The 18,080-nt window shown below is 39.5% G+C and carries 15 protein-coding genes and 1 riboswitch; of the genes, 3 read left to right on the top strand and 12 right to left on the bottom strand.

The genetic code is table 11. The features are described from left to right. Window positions 1–46: 46 nt before the first annotated feature. From PQ477_RS17855 to PQ477_RS17840, 4 genes are all read right to left on the bottom strand, one after another. The gene (locus PQ477_RS17855; RefSeq protein WP_144558929.1) at window positions 47–1,072 is read right to left on the bottom strand and encodes an extracellular solute-binding protein; all 1,026 of its coding nucleotides are present in this window, start codon (window positions 1,070–1,072) and stop codon (window positions 47–49) included. Between the two features lie 197 nt (window positions 1,073–1,269). Beyond that, entirely contained in the window at window positions 1,270–2,517 is a 1,248-nt protein-coding gene (locus PQ477_RS17850) for a Zn-dependent hydrolase (RefSeq protein ID WP_060705737.1), read from the bottom strand. 246 nt (window positions 2,518–2,763) lie between these two features. Further along, window positions 2,764–4,818: a CocE/NonD family hydrolase gene (locus PQ477_RS17845; protein ID WP_060705736.1), complete on the bottom strand. Its 2,055-nt coding sequence runs from the start codon at window positions 4,816–4,818 to the stop codon at window positions 2,764–2,766. A gap of 2 nt (window positions 4,819–4,820) precedes the next feature. Then, window positions 4,821–6,326 carry a BCCT family transporter gene (locus tag PQ477_RS17840; protein WP_274272601.1) on the bottom strand — a complete coding sequence of 502 codons (1,506 nt, stop codon included), beginning with the start codon at window positions 6,324–6,326 and terminating at the stop codon, window positions 4,821–4,823. 190 nt (window positions 6,327–6,516) lie between these two features. On the opposite strand from PQ477_RS17840, the gene PQ477_RS17835 reads away from it, so the two are divergent. Both PQ477_RS17835 and PQ477_RS20955 read left to right on the top strand, forming a co-directional pair. Beyond that, window positions 6,517–7,185: a TetR/AcrR family transcriptional regulator gene (locus PQ477_RS17835; protein ID WP_187204837.1), complete on the top strand. Its 669-nt coding sequence runs from the start codon at window positions 6,517–6,519 to the stop codon at window positions 7,183–7,185. Window positions 7,186–7,427: 242 nt separating this feature from the next. Beyond that, complete coding sequence (locus tag PQ477_RS20955; RefSeq protein ID WP_081762446.1) at window positions 7,428–7,580, top strand: zinc-binding dehydrogenase; 153 nt, start codon at window positions 7,428–7,430, stop codon at window positions 7,578–7,580. 56 nt (window positions 7,581–7,636) lie between these two features. Here PQ477_RS20955 and PQ477_RS17830 read toward each other — a convergent pair whose 3' ends face one another. The 3 genes from PQ477_RS17830 to PQ477_RS17820 all read right to left on the bottom strand — a co-directional run bounded on the left by PQ477_RS17830 (window position 7,637) and on the right by PQ477_RS17820 (window position 9,878). Continuing rightward, window positions 7,637–9,142 (bottom strand): hypothetical protein, encoded by a 1,506-nt coding sequence (locus tag PQ477_RS17830; RefSeq protein WP_144558925.1) that lies wholly within the window; start codon window positions 9,140–9,142, stop codon window positions 7,637–7,639. 65 nt (window positions 9,143–9,207) lie between these two features. Further along, entirely contained in the window at window positions 9,208–9,618 is a 411-nt protein-coding gene (locus PQ477_RS17825; protein WP_274272600.1) for a DUF4181 domain-containing protein, read from the bottom strand. Between the two features lie 32 nt (window positions 9,619–9,650). Continuing rightward, window positions 9,651–9,878 (bottom strand): hypothetical protein, encoded by a 228-nt coding sequence (locus PQ477_RS17820; protein WP_035398821.1) that lies wholly within the window; start codon window positions 9,876–9,878, stop codon window positions 9,651–9,653. A 340-nt stretch (window positions 9,879–10,218) separates the two neighbouring features. Between PQ477_RS17820 and PQ477_RS17815 the strand changes: the two genes are divergently transcribed. Next, the gene (locus PQ477_RS17815; RefSeq protein WP_274272599.1) at window positions 10,219–11,349 is read left to right on the top strand and encodes an exosporium glycoprotein BclB-related protein; all 1,131 of its coding nucleotides are present in this window, start codon (window positions 10,219–10,221) and stop codon (window positions 11,347–11,349) included. Between the two features lie 243 nt (window positions 11,350–11,592). On the opposite strand, the gene thiC is transcribed toward PQ477_RS17815, so the two are convergent. From thiC to gccF, 5 genes are all read right to left on the bottom strand, one after another. Continuing rightward, complete coding sequence (gene thiC / locus PQ477_RS17810; protein ID WP_144558922.1) at window positions 11,593–13,365, bottom strand: phosphomethylpyrimidine synthase ThiC; 1,773 nt, start codon at window positions 13,363–13,365, stop codon at window positions 11,593–11,595. Window positions 13,366–13,485: 120 nt separating this feature from the next. Beyond that, window positions 13,486–13,600, bottom strand: a riboswitch (TPP riboswitch). A 185-nt stretch (window positions 13,601–13,785) separates the two neighbouring features. After that, the gene (locus PQ477_RS17805; RefSeq protein WP_148297313.1) at window positions 13,786–14,214 is read right to left on the bottom strand and encodes a thioredoxin family protein; all 429 of its coding nucleotides are present in this window, start codon (window positions 14,212–14,214) and stop codon (window positions 13,786–13,788) included. A 5-nt stretch (window positions 14,215–14,219) separates the two neighbouring features. Continuing rightward, window positions 14,220–16,370, bottom strand: coding sequence for a peptidase domain-containing ABC transporter (locus PQ477_RS17800; RefSeq protein ID WP_274272598.1), 2,151 nt, complete (start codon window positions 16,368–16,370; stop codon window positions 14,220–14,222). After that, on the bottom strand, window positions 16,360–17,628 hold the full coding sequence (locus tag PQ477_RS17795) for a glycosyltransferase (RefSeq protein ID WP_274272597.1): 1,269 nt from the start codon (window positions 17,626–17,628) through the stop codon (window positions 16,360–16,362). The genes PQ477_RS17800 and PQ477_RS17795 overlap by 11 nt, the downstream gene beginning before the upstream one ends. A 112-nt stretch (window positions 17,629–17,740) precedes the next feature. Then, window positions 17,741–17,959: a glycocin F family RiPP peptide gene (gene gccF / locus PQ477_RS17790; RefSeq protein WP_035396166.1), complete on the bottom strand. Its 219-nt coding sequence runs from the start codon at window positions 17,957–17,959 to the stop codon at window positions 17,741–17,743. Window positions 17,960–18,080 lie beyond the last annotated feature (121 nt).

Genomic DNA, 18,080 nt, shown 5'->3' with positions numbered 1-18,080 from the left:
AAAAAGAGATATGCAGAGCCTAACCGTACCCTGCATATCCTATTTCTTAATTCATTGATTGTTCAAGCACATCTACATAGCGTGCCGTGATTTCATCTGTATGCTCGATAATATAATCTTCATCGTATTCTTCAAATAGATGAATTTCATCTTGAGGCGTCATGTAATCGGCAACTTCAACACCTTCACGTAAAGGACGAACCGTTAGCTCCATGCCTGTACGACTTTGCACTTCTTCAGATAAGACATAGTCAATGAACTTCTTCGCACCTTCTAAATTATCGGTTCCCTTTATGATTTGAACAGATTGACCTGGATACACTACACCTTCAGTTGGGAAAACAACTTCAACAGGTGCACCACTTTGAATATAATGAATAACTGGATCTTCCCATGTTAGTCCCACTGTATATTCTCCGTCTGCTACCCCTCTATGCACTTGTCCTGAACTTCCTTGGACTTTTCCGTCTAGATTTTCAAGAAACGCTTCTACAAATGTCCAAGCCTCATCAGCTAAGGGATCGCCATCACCTGCCGCATAAAGCATCGCTACTAACGATTGGAAAGCAGAGCTTGAATTAACAGGATCGCCAAACGCAATCCGCCCCTTCAATGCTGGGTTTAATAAGTCTTGGAAACTGTCAATTTCAACATCACCAACTAAGTCCGTGTTCACAATAAAGACAGTTGGATCTGAAAAAGCTGGCGAGAAAAAGCCTGTTGTATTTTTGAATCCTTCCATCATAAACTCATCTTCAGGAGATACATACTCCTCAAATAAATCCGTTTTGTCATGAAGCATGGTGACATCAGCTGCCCATAATATATCCCCTTGTGGATTATTACGCTCTGACTCTACTCGAGTAACCACCTCTCCTGTTCCTGCTGAAATGGTTTGTACCTTAATGCCCGTTTCTTCTTCAAATTTCGGAATAACCGCTTCATTTAAGTTTTCACTTCTTGTTGTATAAATAACGAGTTCCCCTTCACCTGAGCCTGAGCTTGATTCACCACAAGCCGTTAAAGCCACTACGGCGCATAGAGAAAAACCAATTAATTTAAGCGCTTTCACAATAACCCCTCCTCTTGTTTCTAGCTCTATCCTATCGCAAGAACAGCAAAGCTGAAATCCTAAAATCACTAAAATATATCCATTATTTATAAGCGTGACTTAGTGGCAAAATGCTAAAAAACCACAAATCCATTTAAGATTTGCGGTTCCTCTATTACGTGCAGTTAAAGAAATCGTTTCTATATAAAAAAATTCCACTAACTTAGTAAAACATCTTTATTTGCAAGTTGTATAACCGTCTCTTTTAGCACTTCTATTCCAACTAAACAATCCTCTTCTTTTGTATATTCAGACGGATGATGACTCACCCCATCTACCGAAGGAACAAAAACCATTGCCGTTGGCCAACGCCTTGCCATATTCATTGAATCATGACCAGCTCCACTGGGTAACGCCATATGTGGTATATTCTTTTCTTTACAAATCGTCGTAATTAGGCTACGAATGCGCGCATTCATTTGTACAGGTTGTGTTTTTTCTTCATGTTCAATATCAATGACCACACCTCTTTGTTTTTGGACATCGCTTATTTTTTGTTTTAACTTTGTGATGATACGATTTCGTGAATGAACATATTGACTGCGAATATCGATTTTCAACTCGACTCTTCCAGGTACAGTATTCATGGCACCATTAACCACGTGAAGTGTACCTACCGTAGCAAACGTATTCCAATCTTTTTCCATAATCGATTGATGTTCTAATTCTAAACTCAACTCCGCAGCGGCGAGTAAAGCATCATGACGGTCTTCCATAGCCGTCGTGCCAGAATGAGAGGTTTCTCCTTTCACAACAAGAAAAAGTCGATGAGGCGCAGCAATACCCGTTACGACTCCTATCGTTTTCTCTTGTCTTTCGAGTTGCTTTGCTTGCTCAATATGTAGTTCGACAAATGCTTTTAATTCATCTGGCTGCCTTTCTGCACGCTCTATGTCATCCACCGATAAATCGACACTTGCTAGCGCATCTGTAAAGGTCGTTCCATCTTTATCCACGAGGGATTGACATGCTACTCTATCGACTTGTTGAGCCATCGCTTTACTTCCTACAGTAGACACACCAAATCGCGCTGATTCTTCACATGTGAACGCGATTAATTCAAGAGGATGATCGGTGTTAATTCCTTCTTCATTTAATTGTCTTAATACATCTAATCCAGCGATGACACCTAATGCACCATCGTATTGTCCTGCTTGATAGACTGTATCAAGATGAGAGCCAAACGCTACTGCCGGAAGATTTGCGTCTTTTCCTTCTCGTCTCGCAATCATGTTTCCAGCTTCATCTTCTCGTACTGTTAAACCTAATTGCTCACAAGAATCCATTAACCATTGCTTCGCCTCTTTTTCCTCTAGGCTATAAGCTAGTCGTGTAATCCCCTCTTTTTCATTAGCTGTTGATGTAAATCGATTGATTGTTTCTAAATGATCGATAGCTTGATTCATCGTTGTCCCTCATTTTAGTTAGTTTCTATGGTAGCCATTTCATTGACTAAAAAAGAAAAAGCCTCTACGAGAGAAGCTACGTTTATCCTAGCATAGGATTCAGTCAAAAGTAAAAAGTTAATTGAAAAGACAGATAAAAGTGTTTCGTTTTCGTGCTTTTAAACGCAACGCACTCTTTTCTTTCTATTTTATAAATGAATGGGTAAATTAACCCCTCCTGCAATCTAGGAAGGGTTATGCACACTATTATTGAAAATCACGCGGAATCATCTTTTCCCACGTTTTCTCGAAGACTAACTCATCGCGCAAGTATGCTTTTAAAGTGTTTTCTAAATAGAAATTGGTTTTGTCAGCGGTCATTTTACTGTCTGTATGAACTTCTGTTTGCCAATCACCTCGTCCAAGGGTGAGTTCCCATTTACAGTGGGCTTCTGCAGAAAGCGGATCGCCTTCACGTATCGTGTAAACGTTACGATTCGTACTACCATATTCTAGTCCATTTGCAGGTAGCTTCCGTTTGCCTTCATCCGAGAAGTCGTCTAGCACCCAACGTTCGCTTAGAAGATCATAGTTGATGTGACGGTATCTAGATTCTTTTCTTAAAATTTCTCTTCCCATCACTGGAGCAGCTTCTGGCTTTTCAAACGGCCATTCCCCATCTTGTGCATGTGCGCCATCATCGCGAACCGGCAATTGGAGCACCGTACTTGTGCCAGTCACAATTTCAATAGTTGCTTCTTCTTTCGATGGCCATGCATGGGGCCAGTACGTTGGCGATAAAGCAAGCTGCAAGCGATGACCTTTCGGAATACGAATACCGACTGCATTGAGCTGAATGGTTGCCGTGTATTCTTGTCCTAGCTCAAGCGCTTCTGGAAACGCATGACCATGTAAATGGTTCAAATTTAACATGCCAAAGCTAATCATGGTCTCTGCGCCATCAGGGGCAACATCACATAGTCTTGCGGCAATGAGCGCATCCGCTTTATTACTTTTGAACTGAATAGTCACTTTCGGCAGACCAAGTAAATGAAGCGCGTCGTCAAGCGGTTCTGTCGTAAACGTTGTACTTAAGCCTTTTTCCATTCGCTGATCTGACGGCATATCCCCTTCTTGCCCGAATGGACACCAAACGCCACTGTATAAGCCATGCTGTTGAACACTTGCTAAAGAAATAGTCGCATCCTCTGCTCTTTCAAGCGTCAGCTTGCCAGCGCTTGTTAATGAAAAGGTTTGCTGCTGTCTTTCTGCATCTTTCCAAGAGTCCTCAAAAATCCACTTACCTGGACGTTCTTCATAATGAACGGCAGGCTTGATGCTTTCTTGTTGCCAAGCGGTTAGCATTGGTTCATCCATTATGCCTGTATTTACACCTTTTAACCAGTGATCCCACCAGCGTACACATTCTTGTAAAAAACCAACTGCTGGACCTGGAATTGCCACTTCAGGATATTCATGTACCCACGGCCCAATTAACCCTTTTTTCGGACCCGAGAAATGTTCTAGCATTCTAAAGATCGCATTCGTATAACCGTCAGCCCAGCCACCGACAGCAAATACTGGAACAGTCATTGCTTCATAATCTTCATTGACAGACCCTTGTTTCCAATAGTCATCTCGGTGTTGATGGGTTAGCCACTTCTCTACATATGGGGGTGTTTTTTCTAACCGCTCAAGCCAATTTTTGTACCATGATTCACCGACTACAACGGGATCTTGCGGCCTTGCGTTATAAGCAAACATTGTTGACGACCACCACAGCATGTCTGACGCTAAAATATTCCCTCCCATATAGTGCACATCATCCGCGTAACGATCATCCGTCGAGCATAGCGTAATAACAGCTTTTAACTGTTTTGGCTGATGTTTAGCCACTTGTAAGCCATTAAATCCACCCCATGATTTACCAATCATGCCTACATCACCAGTGCACCACGGTTGATCTTCTAGCCACGCTAAAATCTCAAGCGCATCCTCTTGTTCCTGTGGCAAATATTCATCATGCAAAATCCCGTCTGAATCACCGGTTCCACGGATGTCAACACGAATGCTTGCATACCCATGACCGGCAAAGTATGGGTGCCGAATGGAATCACGTAAAGCAGTAAAGTCATTTTTTCGATAAGGTAAATATTCAAGCACTGCAGGAACCGGTTGGTTTTGAGCTCCTTTCGGAAGCCATATTTTTGCTGCTAGCTTGGTTCCATCAGACATGGGTATCCAACTGTGTTCCATTACCTCAATGTCATAATGGTAATCTTCTTTAATATGAAGCTTTGAATCTCGAACATTAAAAACCATCGTTAGCCTCCTTTAGGAAAATCTTTTTTTAATGAGCGAACAAGTGAAACCGTAAATAAGCCATATAACACAACAACAGGAACCGCTACAATGACTGCGGATGTTTGCACAACCCGTAGCGCACCAACACTAATTAATGAAATGGCAAGTAAAGAAAGAATAACGCCCCAAATGACACGATGCCATCTAGCCGGTTCTTGTTCGTCTTTTAACTCTTTTGTTGCGATGGATGCTAACACATAGCTTGCCGAATCAAGAGACGTTGCTAAAAAGATAAATGCCAAAATAACAAAAAAAGTCATGACAATCGTACTGATTGGTAGAGAGCGAAGCATTTCAACGATAACCGCTTGTTCTCCTTCGTTTGCTAGAATGTCCGTAAGCGAAAGAAGTTGATTTGTTTCAAGATGAATGGCATAACCACCGAATACAGCAAAATAGAGCCAGCTTCCAACGGTTCCCCATAATAATATAGATAAGACCAATTGACGAATGGAGCGCCCTCGTGAAATACGAGCTACAAACAAGCCAATAAATGGAGCAGTCGCAGCAAACCACGCCCAGTAAAACACGGTCCATGTTTGCGGGAAGCCGCTGCTTGCATTTGGATCAGTGTAAAAGCTCATGTATACAAAGTTTTGTAGCATTAATCCAAGACTATTTGTGAAGTTGGATAAAATAAATAAGGTTGGTCCAGTAATTAGCACAAAAGCGGCAAGAGCTAAAGCTAAATACACATTGATATCGCTTAATTTACGAATACCTTTGTAAAGACCTGAATACGCACTCGCACTGAAAATGATTGTCCAAAATAGAATAATGACAATACTTAGCCCAAGAGATTGCTCCACTCCAATTAAATCACCCATTACAGCAGAGACCATCGGAACTCCTAAGCCTAGTGACGTTCCTAGTCCTCCTACAAGACTCCAAATTACAAGAATATCTATTATTTTACCAAGCAAACCATGCGCATGTTTCCCGAGCACGCCTTCAAGTGCTGTGCTAATTTTAAGTGATGGTCGTTTAGAGACATAAAAAGAATACGCAATCGCTACAGTAGGAAGAGCGTAAAGCGCCCAGGCGGATAGCCCCCAATGAAACAGCCCATATGTAACTGCCCAATCAGCTGCATCTGTACTTTCAGGTGAAAGACCAAAAGGAGGACCAGTGTAATAATAGAGCGGTTCTAGAATAGACCAAAACATAATACTTGTTCCCATTCCAGCACAGAAAAGCATTGCGCCCCAACTAAAGGTTGAAAATTCTGGCTTTCCTTCTCCTAAACGGACACGTCCGTATGGCCCAAACGCTAGCCAACCTAATACAATAAACAACCCAAACGTAACGAACTGAAATACCCAATCCATTCGAGTGGTTATGCCATTCATCACATCGTTTAAAAAAGGCTCTGCTACATCTTGATTTAACACAAGAAGCAATGAAGCAATAAGAATGACAACAATAGATGACCAAAAAATTAAAGGATCAATCTTAGCTCGATTCATTTGAACACCCTCTTAATAAAATTTTGACTCATAGAGAAACGTTCTTGCAAAATAACAAACATGATTATAAAATAATCACGATTACTTAATAATCATGATTATATATTTTTGTCGAAACTTGGTCAACTGACAAATAAGAGCGATATCGCTTAAAATAAAAGATAGGTCATTTTAATAAGGAGTTTTTGATGTGAATAAAAAAGACGTAAAGCGGCGACGGATGTGGCAATATTTTATTGAAGCAACTGCTGCTATTATTGAAGAAGAGGGTTACGATCACATTACAATTCGAAAAATTGCCGATAAAGCAGGTTACAATAGCGCGACGATTTATAATTATTTTTCTGAGTTAAGCCACTTAACCTTTTTTGCATCCATGCGATTTTTAAAGCCCTATACATCAGCTTTTATTAATACAATAGAAGAAAATAAGTCGATCATTGAACAATATCTAAACGGTTGGGAATGCTTTTGTGAATTCTCTTATCAAGATCCCAGACTCTTTCACACCATCTTTTTGATGGATATTAGCAAAGAGCCTGAAGATCTGTTTAAACAGTATTATGACCTGTACGAAGCTGATATTGTCGAGTTTCCCGACACCTTAAAGCCTGCTTTATATGAAAGAAACGTTGCCATTAGAGGTGAATCTCTATTAAAGGCAGCTGCCGATAAAGGAGAGATTTCACACTCAAAAGTGAAAACGATCAGCACGATGACCACACTTATTTGGCAAGGCATGCTTACAAGTATTTTAAATCACCAAACGTCCTTAACATCAAAAGAGGCGAAACGAGAAACAATGGTTTCTATTCGAAATATTGTTTATCACGCTCACCTTTTTGAAACGATTAAGTAATGACGCTTGAAGAAAGTAAATATAAGGAAGGCGACTCTATCATGGGCTTGTTAACGGAGGTGGTTATGCCACCAAACAAATTCCTAAGACCCTTTCCTTTCAACAAGCTGCTACTAGTACAAAAGTCTTTCTCACCGCTTATCAAACTTTATTTTTTCATGTAAATTCAAACACCAAGAGACGGTCATCAATCGCGTCAGTGCGCGTGTTGTCGTACCGTCGCCATTTAGCTAGAAAAAAGGTTGCGAGGCGCATCTGTTATTGTTACTGCTGGCTCTCAGGAAAAGTTCGTATTATGCCGTTCATTAGGTGCCAATGTTCTCATTCATTATAAAGAAGAAGACTTTTCTAAAAAAATGCTAAAAGCAACAACAGTCAAGGCGCAGAATAGGTAGTTACATAAAGAAAGCACCAACAATGTGTCGGTGCTTTCTTTAACTAAGTCTATACATTAACGAAAGATGGCCCCTTCTCGCGTAAGCTGATTTAATCGTTCTGGCGATCTAAGACTGCCGATAGAGTTTTGAGCCGAAATAAAAGAGCCTCTAAAAACATCTAAACCTTCTTCGCCACTACCTGAAGCATCTCCTGAATTAGCATTTAGACTCGACCCTTCCTCTGCCCTAAACCCATTCCCACTGCATAAACGGGCATTCGAACCACGAGCGTTAATCGTTGAAGATCTTGTTGCAAGAAACCCATTTATCATCGCTTGACTGGCGACACTGTTTCTTGCTTGAATGGTAGACGTTTCGTTAGCAAGGAATCCATGATTTCTCGCTCGCTGGGCACTAGATGTATCTGCGTTAATCGTTGAATTAAATCGGGCACTAAAACCTTCTCGACAATCATTCGCAGCGGATCGATCAGCATTTATTATACTTCCTTTTTCCGCAAAAAAGCCTTCCCAGCTTGCTCCACTCGCATCACTTTCTTGAGCATTAATCGTGCTCGCCCCTGTAGCATGGTAGCCGATTGTACAATTTTTGGCAGATGATGTACTAGCGTTAATGGTTGATCCAGTAGAAGCATGGAATCCTCTATGTGAGCCATCTACTGGTAAATCAGCAGCATCGATTTGTGAATTGTATGTTGCCATGACACCATAGCCTCTACAGTTCTTTGCTCCATCTCCTGCCCACTTCGTAGCAGAATAGCGTGCATTAATAGTGCCATTGTGAAGCGCATGAAACCCTCTATTAGAGTGGGAAACATTTGTTTCACGAGCATTTACTTTCGAGCCATCTCTGCTATGGACAGCTGTATTTGTAGCATGACTCACATTTGATTGATAAATATCGCAAAAAGACCCCCAAATAGCATAAACAGCATTGTCGCCGCTACAGTAATCAAGAATAGACCTGGCACAATTTATTTTCGATCCAAAGGACGCCATAAAAGCACGATTGGAACAATAACGAAAGGATACACCCGTTACATCGCCAGCTCCTATTCCCCCTCCTCCTTCTGTTAAGCCTTCCATATAGCAAAAAGCTTCAGAATGATAATAAGCACCAAGCCCTCGATCAGCATAGTTCACACCAGCACCAGGAAGTAATTGCACTTTCGATCCAAAAGCTACCGTAATGCCATCACACCGAACAGTCTGCATATCATATTCAAATAAAACGCCTATCGTTGGCAGCGTAGCTTGATTACGTCCAAAAAAAGCAGGTCTCCTAGATTCAATTAACGTTTTTGAAATGGCTGATGCTTGAATCGGCACAACGGAATCTTCACTAATAATTGTAATCCAATCAAGATTCATATTTTCAACGTGAATTTGTTCCTTTAGCACAAAACCTTTTAAAAGATTGAGTGTAATACTTGAATTATTGTGCGTTGCCCCACTTGTAAGGAGTTCTTCAATCGCTGCGGTAATGGTCTCGTATTCCCCTCCGTCTCCAATATCAATGATCTGCTGTTCAATTTGAAGCGCACTTGTTAAATGAATCATTTTTACTTCCCCTCTCTTTTCATATACGAACTTCACAATCTAGAAAGAGAAGGCGAACGATTATTCTAAAAATTTATCATAATAAAAATAAATATTCCTATTAGAAAAACGGAAAAAAGAAGTTGGCTCAATGTTAATTTGTATTCGTTTTTATTCTCTGCATACTTTTTTTCAAAAATAGCCCGTACCGACGCTAACAGAATTAAAAAAATAATAAGTACATACCAAGGTTCAATTAACCAGTTTTGCACGCTAAGAGTCAGCAGCAAATTAACAATTAGTACGACCATAAAAGAGATTCGAATACCATAATCCCATTTTGCATGCTTTCGGTTCACATGGTTATATGAGAAAAATGGTTTCTTTTCCACTTGAAACCACCTTCTCATGACAATTTGAAAGAACCACAGTAACAGCACAACTACAGCTAGACTAATAAAAAGAAATTCCATTCCGAAAACAGACTCTGTATTCATCAAACTAGCCCTCCTTTCATTTTAGAGCGCTCTTAATCTGTTGGCATTGTATACGTTATAGCGAATTGGCTACTATTCGCGATTGTACGATGAATGTCCTCAAGCACTTCCATCGCCCGTTCTTTAGAATCGTATTTCCCTAACAAATTACCCCACTCATTTAATCCAGCACTACCAACACCCATAATTTTCTTTCCAGAAATCGAAACCTCAATAACATGACTGATTCTCTCTTTGTCTTGTGCCATTATCCACAACATCACGTTCAACTCTTTCCTTTTATATTTTCTATTACCATAACATTTACTTACGTACTAAGCGCTAGTATGTTTCATCGTTTTACTAATGAAACCAAATGTCTCCATTATAATGGAAAGCATTCACCCGTCCTACTAAATTCATAAAATGAAGAGACTACTCGTTCCTACAGCTTACTTTTATGAAATATTTACACTTTAAATCCGAATGATAAAACACTTAAAAAGCACAGGCAAAACTCTTTTTCGTTTCATAGGATAATACACCTCCATTTTTATTTCAAGAAAACTTAATAAGCCATTTATGCGTGGAGGTTATTTCAAAGAAGGAGGTGGATTGAAAATGTCATGCAATCACTGCCATCGTTTTCAATGTTCTTGTTCAAATATACAAAAATTTAACAGACCCCAAGTAAATGGTGTCACTGGACCAACCGGACCGACTGGGCCAACTGGACCTGGTGGTGGCGGATCTGGTACTACCGGGCCTACTGGGGCCACTGGTGGTACTGGAGCCACTGGACCGACTGGCGCCACTGGAATTGGCGTTACTGGTGACCCGGGTGTTACTGGAGTGACTGGTGCAACTGGGGCTACTGGGGCTACTGGGGCTACTGGACCGACTGGCGCTACTGGTGACCCGGGTGTTACTGGAGTGACTGGTGCAACTGGACCGACTGGCGCTACCGGTGACCCGGGTGTTACTGGAGTGACTGGTGCAACTGGACCGACTGGCGCTACCGGTGACCCGGGTGTTACTGGAGTGACTGGCGCTACTGGCGCTACTGGAGTTGGTATTACTGGACCGACTGGCGCTACTGGAATTGGTGTCACTGGACCGACTGGAATTGGCGTTACTGGACCGACTGGCGCTACTGGAATTGGTGTCACTGGACCGACTGGCGCTACTGGAATCGGTATTACTGGGCCAACGGGTTCTACTGGAGCAACTGGGGCCGCTGGTTCTACTGCCGTCATACCATTCGCATCAGGGATTGTACCATCTGTTATATCAACAATTGCTGGTGGATTAGTTGGGACGGTTAACTTGGTTGGCTTTGGAAGCAGTTCTACCGGTGTAACACTTGGCGCTTTTACCGTTGCAGATGTAGGGGAGTTCTCTTTCAGAGCACCGCGAGCTGGCACAATTGATTCGTTATCTGTGTCCTTTACCTCAACAGTAGGTGTAACCTTACCAATTGGAACAGGTGCCATAACAGCAACCGTTTACAAAGCAACTGGTGCTATACTTGGATCAACACCATTCTTGCCAACAACTGCTACAGTCACATTAACACCTGCTGTGGCTGGGCTAATCACAATTGGTGATACGTTCACTGGAACAGTAACCGGCTTAGCTGAACCTGTACTTGCTGGAGACTTACTATTACTCGTCTTACAAATCGCATCACCAGATATTACCTTTATTACGGTTTTAACAGGTAACACAAGCGCAGGTTTATCTATCACGTAACGACGAAGAAAGCGGTTCGCTCATGCGAACCGCTTTTTTTATTTAGCCAGTTAATAATAAAGCACTTCTACTTTCCCGCATATGTGGCAACGAATGAAATGAGTGTTCCCAGAAAATTGATGTTCGCATTCCGATTGCAAAAGATATTTTTGATTCTGCAAATCAATCATTCGCCGTCGTATCTGCTCCATCTCTCGGTCCAAGCTGCACACTTTCTTCTTAAGAGACTCCTCCTTTACTTTATTAATAAAGCTTTCCTCCAGCCTGTTTAAATTCTTTCGCCTTTGCTTTTAAACCCTCATCGATCTCTGCTTTCGATCGTAGGTCTCCATCAGTAGCATGTTTACGAATGTCGTGAGAAATTCTCATGCTACAAAATTTCGGCCCACACATGGAGCAGAAATGGGCTGATTTAGCGCTTTCTGCTGGCAACGTTTCATCATGATAATCCACTGCTCGCTCTGGATCGAGAGAAAGGTGAAATTGGTCACGCCATCTAAATTCAAAGCGCGCTTTTGATAGGGCATCATCTCGTTTCTGGGCACCTAGATGACCTTTTGCTAAATCAGCAGCATGGGCAGCAATCTTATAAGTGATAACTCCTTCGCGGACATCCTCACGATTTGGCAGCCCTAAATGCTCTTTTGGCGTAACATAGCAAAGCATTGCCGTTCCGTACCACCCAATTAGCGCTGCTCCAATTGCAGACGTAATGTGATCATATCCAGGCGCAATATCTGTTGTTAAAGGACCCAGGGTATAAAAAGGAGCTTCATCACAAAGAGCAAGCTGCTTGTCCATATTTTCCTTAATCAAATGCATTGGTACATGACCAGGCCCTTCCACCATTACCTGTACGTCGTATTTCCATGCCCGTTTTGTCAATTCCCCTAACGTTTCAAGCTCAGCGAATTGAGCCTCGTCATTGGCATCGGCAATGGAACCAGGACGTAAGCCATCACCCAGTGAGAGACTTATGTCGTAAGCTTTTAGAATATCGCAAATCTCATCAAAATGGGTGTATAAAAAACTCTCTTTGTGATGGTGCAAACACCACTGCGCCATAATGGAACCTCCACGTGAAACAATTCCCGTCATTCGCGTTACTGTTAACGGAATGTAACGCAGTAAGACACCTGCATGAATGGTTACATAATCAACACCTTGTTCTGCCTGCTCAATAAGCGTATCTCGAAAAATGGCCCACGTAAGATCTTGTGCAACGCCATTTACTTTTTCAAGCGCTTGGTAAATAGGGACAGTACCCACAGGAACAGCAGAGTTACGAATGATCCATTCTCGAGTGGTGTGAATATGTTTACCAGTTGAAAGATCCATAATCGTGTCGGCTCCCCAGCGAGTGGCCCAAGTCATTTTTTCGACTTCCGCTTCGATCGATGATGATACTGCCGAATTACCGATATTCGCATTGATTTTCACATGGAAATTCCGACCAATAATCATCGGCTCTAATTCAGGATGATTAATATTCGCAGGAATGATGGCACGCCCTCTCGCTATCTCATCTCGTACAAATTCAGGCTCTACTCCCTCTCTTATTGCCACGAACTCCATTTCAGGCGTAATGAGTCCATTTCTCGCATAGTGAAGCTGTGTCACAAAATGACCTGGTTTCGCCTTCAGTGTCATTCGTCCACTTTTTGGCGCTATCTTCTCCATTGCATCTCTATTTCGAAATCCGTTGTCCCTCGGTTGAACCGCTCTCCCCATATAGAGCTCCGTGTCGCCTCTTTCATTAATCCATTCTTCTCGGATTCGAGGTAAGCCCATTTTTAAGTTTGCTTTATAAGTCTTATCCGTATAAGGCCCACTCGTATCATAAACGCGCAGTGCTTCATTGGTCTCTTCTTTTCCGTCTACTATCGAAGGTTCCAGTGTGATTTCCCTCATAGGAACACGTAAATCTGGTCGTGAGCCTTGCACGTATACTTTTTTACTCCCTTCAAAATTTGACATAATGCTTACACGTTTCTCATTTAATTCGGATGTCGTCATGTTGTTCTCTCCTTTTCCCAAAAATGGAATTCAAAGATCGAACCTTCGTCCACGCCAAAAAGCTAGGTTCTCATTTTGAACCTAGCATCACATACATAAATAGAAGACGGTACGCGTAAAGTGCATAACCGTTAACTTCCCTACGCTGGCATGATCCAGATCAGGTCCAAAGAGTCAAGAAGCTTCATCGCGCTTCCCTCTCAGCCCAACTCATTGGACTCCCCTAGTTAGTAATTATTGAATTCAGTTATTATTTTAGTTGCAATAAAAGGAAATGTCAATCAATTATCCGCAAACCTTTTACAATAACTGGTCTTTTTCATAACCAATAGCATTTCAACTACTTCCTAACATCCTATTGACTCTCATTCCTTCTTAAATAATTTCAGGTTCAAAGATCACTAAATCTTGAATTAGTCTTTAGTTAACCCCGTCTTTGATATAAACTTTACTTGCTCTCTCTTTAAACTCTTCCTCACCAAAAACAGACGAAAACCTTTCTTGCTCTTTTCCTGAATCAACAAAAATGACTATTGGCGTACTATCAATATCAAAACCCTCTATTAAGAGATTTTTATTTTCATCCTCATTTATATCAACTGCTAATACTTCATTTTGTGTTTCCTCAATATAATCATTAATAATTGGTCTTACTTGTTGGCATGGTGCGCAGTTTTTCTGATAGAAATACGCTATAAAGCTATCTTGATTCTCTTGCTTTTCTTTTAGCAGATCTGAGGTTACTGTTTTGTATAACGATGCTTCAGTTGCTACTAAATTACTTACAGAGACGAAACCAATAAATACCATTGTTAAGATTGCAGCCAAAATGACCGTTATTTTTTTCACTTTAATCACCTTCCCTTTTCAAGAGAATTCATAATCGTTTGAGACAAATTTCCTTCTGATTGAGAAGTTATTACGTTCATTCCTTCCTCGTTTAGCGAATAGATTTTATCGCACGAAGTTGCCAAATCTAAATCATGAGTTATAAAAATGACCGTTATTGTGGAATTTATCAAAATTTGTTTGATTCTATTTCTTCTTACTACATCTAACCCATTTGTTATTTCATCTAGTATTAAAACGTCAGGCGGCGAGAGGATATATCGCGTTATATTTAACATTTGCTGTTGTCCCATAGATAATTCAACGCCCTTTGAGCCAATAACTGTATCATAACCATCGGGCATCATTTCAACAATTTCATCAAAACCGACCAATTTTGATACCTTTTTAACATCTTCAAAATCGATATCTCTATAGAGCAAGATGTTGTTCAATATGGTGTCATTAAATATCTGAATATCCTGAGGGATATATAAAATTTTCTTTAAAAGAGACTCTTGGCTGATCTCATTTATATTCAAATGATTAACTAGAATCTCACCTTTCTCAGGTTTGTAATAACCTGCAAGCAATTTAGCTAACGTTGATTTCCCTGAGCCACTACTTCCCACTAGTGCAATCTTTTCACCTTGTTTGATTTCGAAGCTGATATTATGTAAAACATGGCTACTTGGATTAAACGAATAAGATAAGTCTCGTATCCTTATTCTTTCAATTTTGTTTTCTAGTTTCGTAACATTTTCTGAGCTCTCTACCACAGAATTGACTATATCCTCATACCTTAAAGTTGCTACTCTTCCTTGGTGTAAAGTGGCTTGTATAGTCGTTAAGTTAACAAACGGATTAAAAACGTTTGATACCAAAGAGTTAAACATTAATAACATACCTGATGCTAAATTGTCATTGATAACTAAGTAAGAGCCAAATGCAAAAAAACAAATATTAAAAAGCTTTATGATAGAATCCTTAGTTAAGTTTTGAAATTGATCAAAAGACATAAACTTTTCTCTTATCGCATACAGTTCGTCCAACCTCTTAATCATTTTCTCTTTCATTCGTTTCGCAATGTTATAATTTTTGATACTCTCGATATTATCCACTGATTCTATCAGTTCAGTATTAAGGTATTCTTGTTGTTCAAATAAATCATAGCTTAAATTTTCATATCGATTTTTCGACAAAAATAACAGTAAAAAGAAGATGATAATTGGTATAAATGCCAACAAGGATAAATAAAAGTTAATTCTAAATAATATTACAAACGTAATAATGATCGCTAAAGCATCTAAAGGCAATGTTTGCACAAAGAACAAGTATCTAGTTCTTATATCACTAATATTCGTAAACCTTGTTATCAACTCTCCGCTTACAAACTTTTCAGTAAACGTATAGCTCTGTGCAAAATAGTTTGATACCAAATTCTCTACCAAATCTTTATCTACAGCATTGTTTGATTTAATACTAAGGATAGAATTGAAATAACCAACAATGAATTGTATGACTACAGCTAAAAGATAGATGACTGTAACACTAACAATGAGACCAACAGCCGCATTTGGTATAATAACGTCAAAATATGTCGAGAACATTCCTGCCAAGTAGACTGTTAAGGAATAGACAATGATGGATAAAACCCATGACAAGATAATAAGCTTTTTTATTTTATATAAGCTCTTAAAAATACTATTGTTTTTCCTTGATTCCATTGATGAATATGCCATCATTTTCTTATTGTCGGTTACCTTATGAACTTCAAGAACAAAAGGAATCCACATAGATAGGAATGTATCTATCTTAACTTTCTCTATCTGATTTTTTAAAGGGTTGCCTATATAAACATGTTTTTTCGTTAATTTAAATAAGGTAACAAAGTGATTCTCTTGTCCTCCCCCACTAATCTGTGTAATGCATGGATAATCCAATTCATTAAGCGCTTCTAAAGAAGATACACATTTAAAGACATTTGATTCGACTCCCATTTTTTCAAGTCCTTTTTTCATACCTAAAAAAGTCGTCCCATTTTTGTTTGTGAATAGTAAAATCTTTAATTGTGCCAGTGTGATCTCTGTTCCCCACATGTATTTTAGTAACATAGACACTGAGGCAGGGCCACAATCATTTTCTTCTAATTGTTTTGTGAAGTATTTACTTTTCATTTCCCTCTCCAGCTTGTAAAAAATTTTTTAAGGTTTTGTGTAGTTCCTCATACTGTGCTTTATACTCTCCATACTGAGCGTTTTCAAGTTTTTTTAAGATCGTAAAACTACTTCCATATTCCCTAATATTAAAGAAGAGTCTCGACAAAAGATGATCAAGATGAAATCCATTTGAATTTAGACTTCCATAATCTAGTTCTTTATGAGTCTTTTTATAGTCTATAATGCGCTGGATAAACTGGTGGTAATTGTATTCAAAAATAATGACTTGTACTAATATATCCCAATATAAAGTGTCAGTCATATGGGGTGCTAATTCCTTTAACATTTCTAAGTTATAAGCTGCCTTATCAATATCACCGGCACCTAAGTAAAATTCAATTAGGTCGCTTACTGCTCTTACTTTATATTCTTTGTTTAATTCGTCATCGCCGCATAATGTTATTACCTTTAAGAGCGTGTCTCTATAAAAATCTTCATTTAAAGCACCTTTTCCGTCTCTACAAAGCAAGTAATGCCATCTAGGACTCATTGGTTCTTTATCAATCATAGGATAAAGTAAAGCCATGTTCCGTTTTTGTTTTTCTTTACTAGTAGAGACAGCCTCCACGTACCCATCATGATGGAAAATGATGTCTTCAAAAGCTAAATAGAATAACTCAGAATGATCAACAGGTCGAGGTTCTTCATGAACAGCGCCGAAATAAAAAATGGACGGACTATTTGGTATGATCCTTCTAACCGTTTGAACGACATGGCCACCTGTATTTACAATAGCAGGACAACAAACTGCCTCTACATTTAATAAATCTAAAATAGAAAGATGGGACTTCAAATTAGTAAATGAATCATTTTCAACTGTTTCATCAGCATCAATAAAGACGATCCAATCTTTTGAAGCTTTATGTATTCCGAAGTTTCTTATTTCAGCAAAATCATTGTTCCATTTCTTTTCAAAGATAAAATAATTCGTTTGCTCACGATACTTATTCAAGATGTTAAGCGTATGATCAGTCGATCCAGTGTCAATAATCATAACTTCATCGTTAACCCCAATATTACGATCAATTGCGTCTAAACATCTCTCAATACATCTCTCTTCATCTTTACATATGACAATTACGGATAGACTAAATTGATTTAATTGTGAAGGCTCAATTGGATACGATCTTAAAGACTCAATTTTTTCAGTAATGTTAGAGGAGTATAACTTCAAATTAGTAAAAAATTTTTCTTTAGAGTCATTATCATACTTCATGGTTAATCTCCTGTTCTATTTTATTGCACCTATCATTTGAGCAACTTTTTTATAATTTTCAGGAACAATGGTAAACCAACATATTTAGTGGAATGATTCAGGTTTGATGACTCTATCTACATACGCAAGTGCCACAACCTCCTCCACCACCTCCTCCGCCAACACCACATTGTTCAAAAATCCATCCACACGTGCCACTATCTCTTCCAGTAGAACAAAGTGCAACATAATAGGTGCACCAAGCAGCACCGCCTACATCAAACGGTCCTTTTCCTTCGCTCGTATACGTATCAATTTCTTCGTCTGATAAAGCAACTTTTAATTTTGACATATATTCTTCCTCCTTCAATAATGATAAGATCGAATCTTCTCATATATTGGTTTACCATTGTTTACTAAAAATTATAATAAAAGCGGAAGTGAACACTTCGTTAAACTCCTTCCCCGTCATA

It is taken from the genome of Shouchella hunanensis, assembly GCF_028735875.1.
Classification (GTDB): domain Bacteria; phylum Bacillota; class Bacilli; order Bacillales; family Bacillaceae_D; genus Shouchella; species Shouchella hunanensis.
The sequence above is the reverse complement of the archived record's forward strand: the minus strand, read 5'-3'. Positions and strand labels throughout refer to the sequence as shown.

Bases quoted from the DNA above. Each gene is read 5' to 3' on its own strand.
- PQ477_RS17850 (WP_060705737.1), bottom strand. From the start codon at position 2,517: ATGAATCAAGCTATCGATCATTTAGAAACAATCAATCGATTTACATCA.
- PQ477_RS17845 (WP_060705736.1), bottom strand. From the start codon at position 4,818: ATGGTTTTTAATGTTCGAGATTCAAAGCTTCATATTAAAGAAGATTAC.
- PQ477_RS17840 (WP_274272601.1), bottom strand. From the start codon at position 6,326: ATGAATCGAGCTAAGATTGATCCTTTAATTTTTTGGTCATCTATTGTT.
- PQ477_RS17830 (WP_144558925.1), bottom strand. From the start codon at position 9,142: ATGATTCATTTAACAAGTGCGCTTCAAATTGAACAGCAGATCATTGAT.
- PQ477_RS17825 (WP_274272600.1), bottom strand. From the start codon at position 9,618: ATGAATACAGAGTCTGTTTTCGGAATGGAATTTCTTTTTATTAGTCTA.
- PQ477_RS17820 (WP_035398821.1), bottom strand. From the start codon at position 9,878: ATGTTGTGGATAATGGCACAAGACAAAGAGAGAATCAGTCATGTTATT.
- PQ477_RS17815 (WP_274272599.1), top strand. From the start codon at position 10,219: ATGTCATGCAATCACTGCCATCGTTTTCAATGTTCTTGTTCAAATATA.
- thiC (WP_144558922.1), bottom strand. From the start codon at position 13,365: ATGACGACATCCGAATTAAATGAGAAACGTGTAAGCATTATGTCAAAT.
- PQ477_RS17800 (WP_274272598.1), bottom strand. From the start codon at position 16,370: ATGAAAAGTAAATACTTCACAAAACAATTAGAAGAAAATGATTGTGGC.
- PQ477_RS17795 (WP_274272597.1), bottom strand. From the start codon at position 17,628: ATGAAGTATGATAATGACTCTAAAGAAAAATTTTTTACTAATTTGAAG.
- gccF (WP_035396166.1), bottom strand. From the start codon at position 17,959: ATGTCAAAATTAAAAGTTGCTTTATCAGACGAAGAAATTGATACGTAT.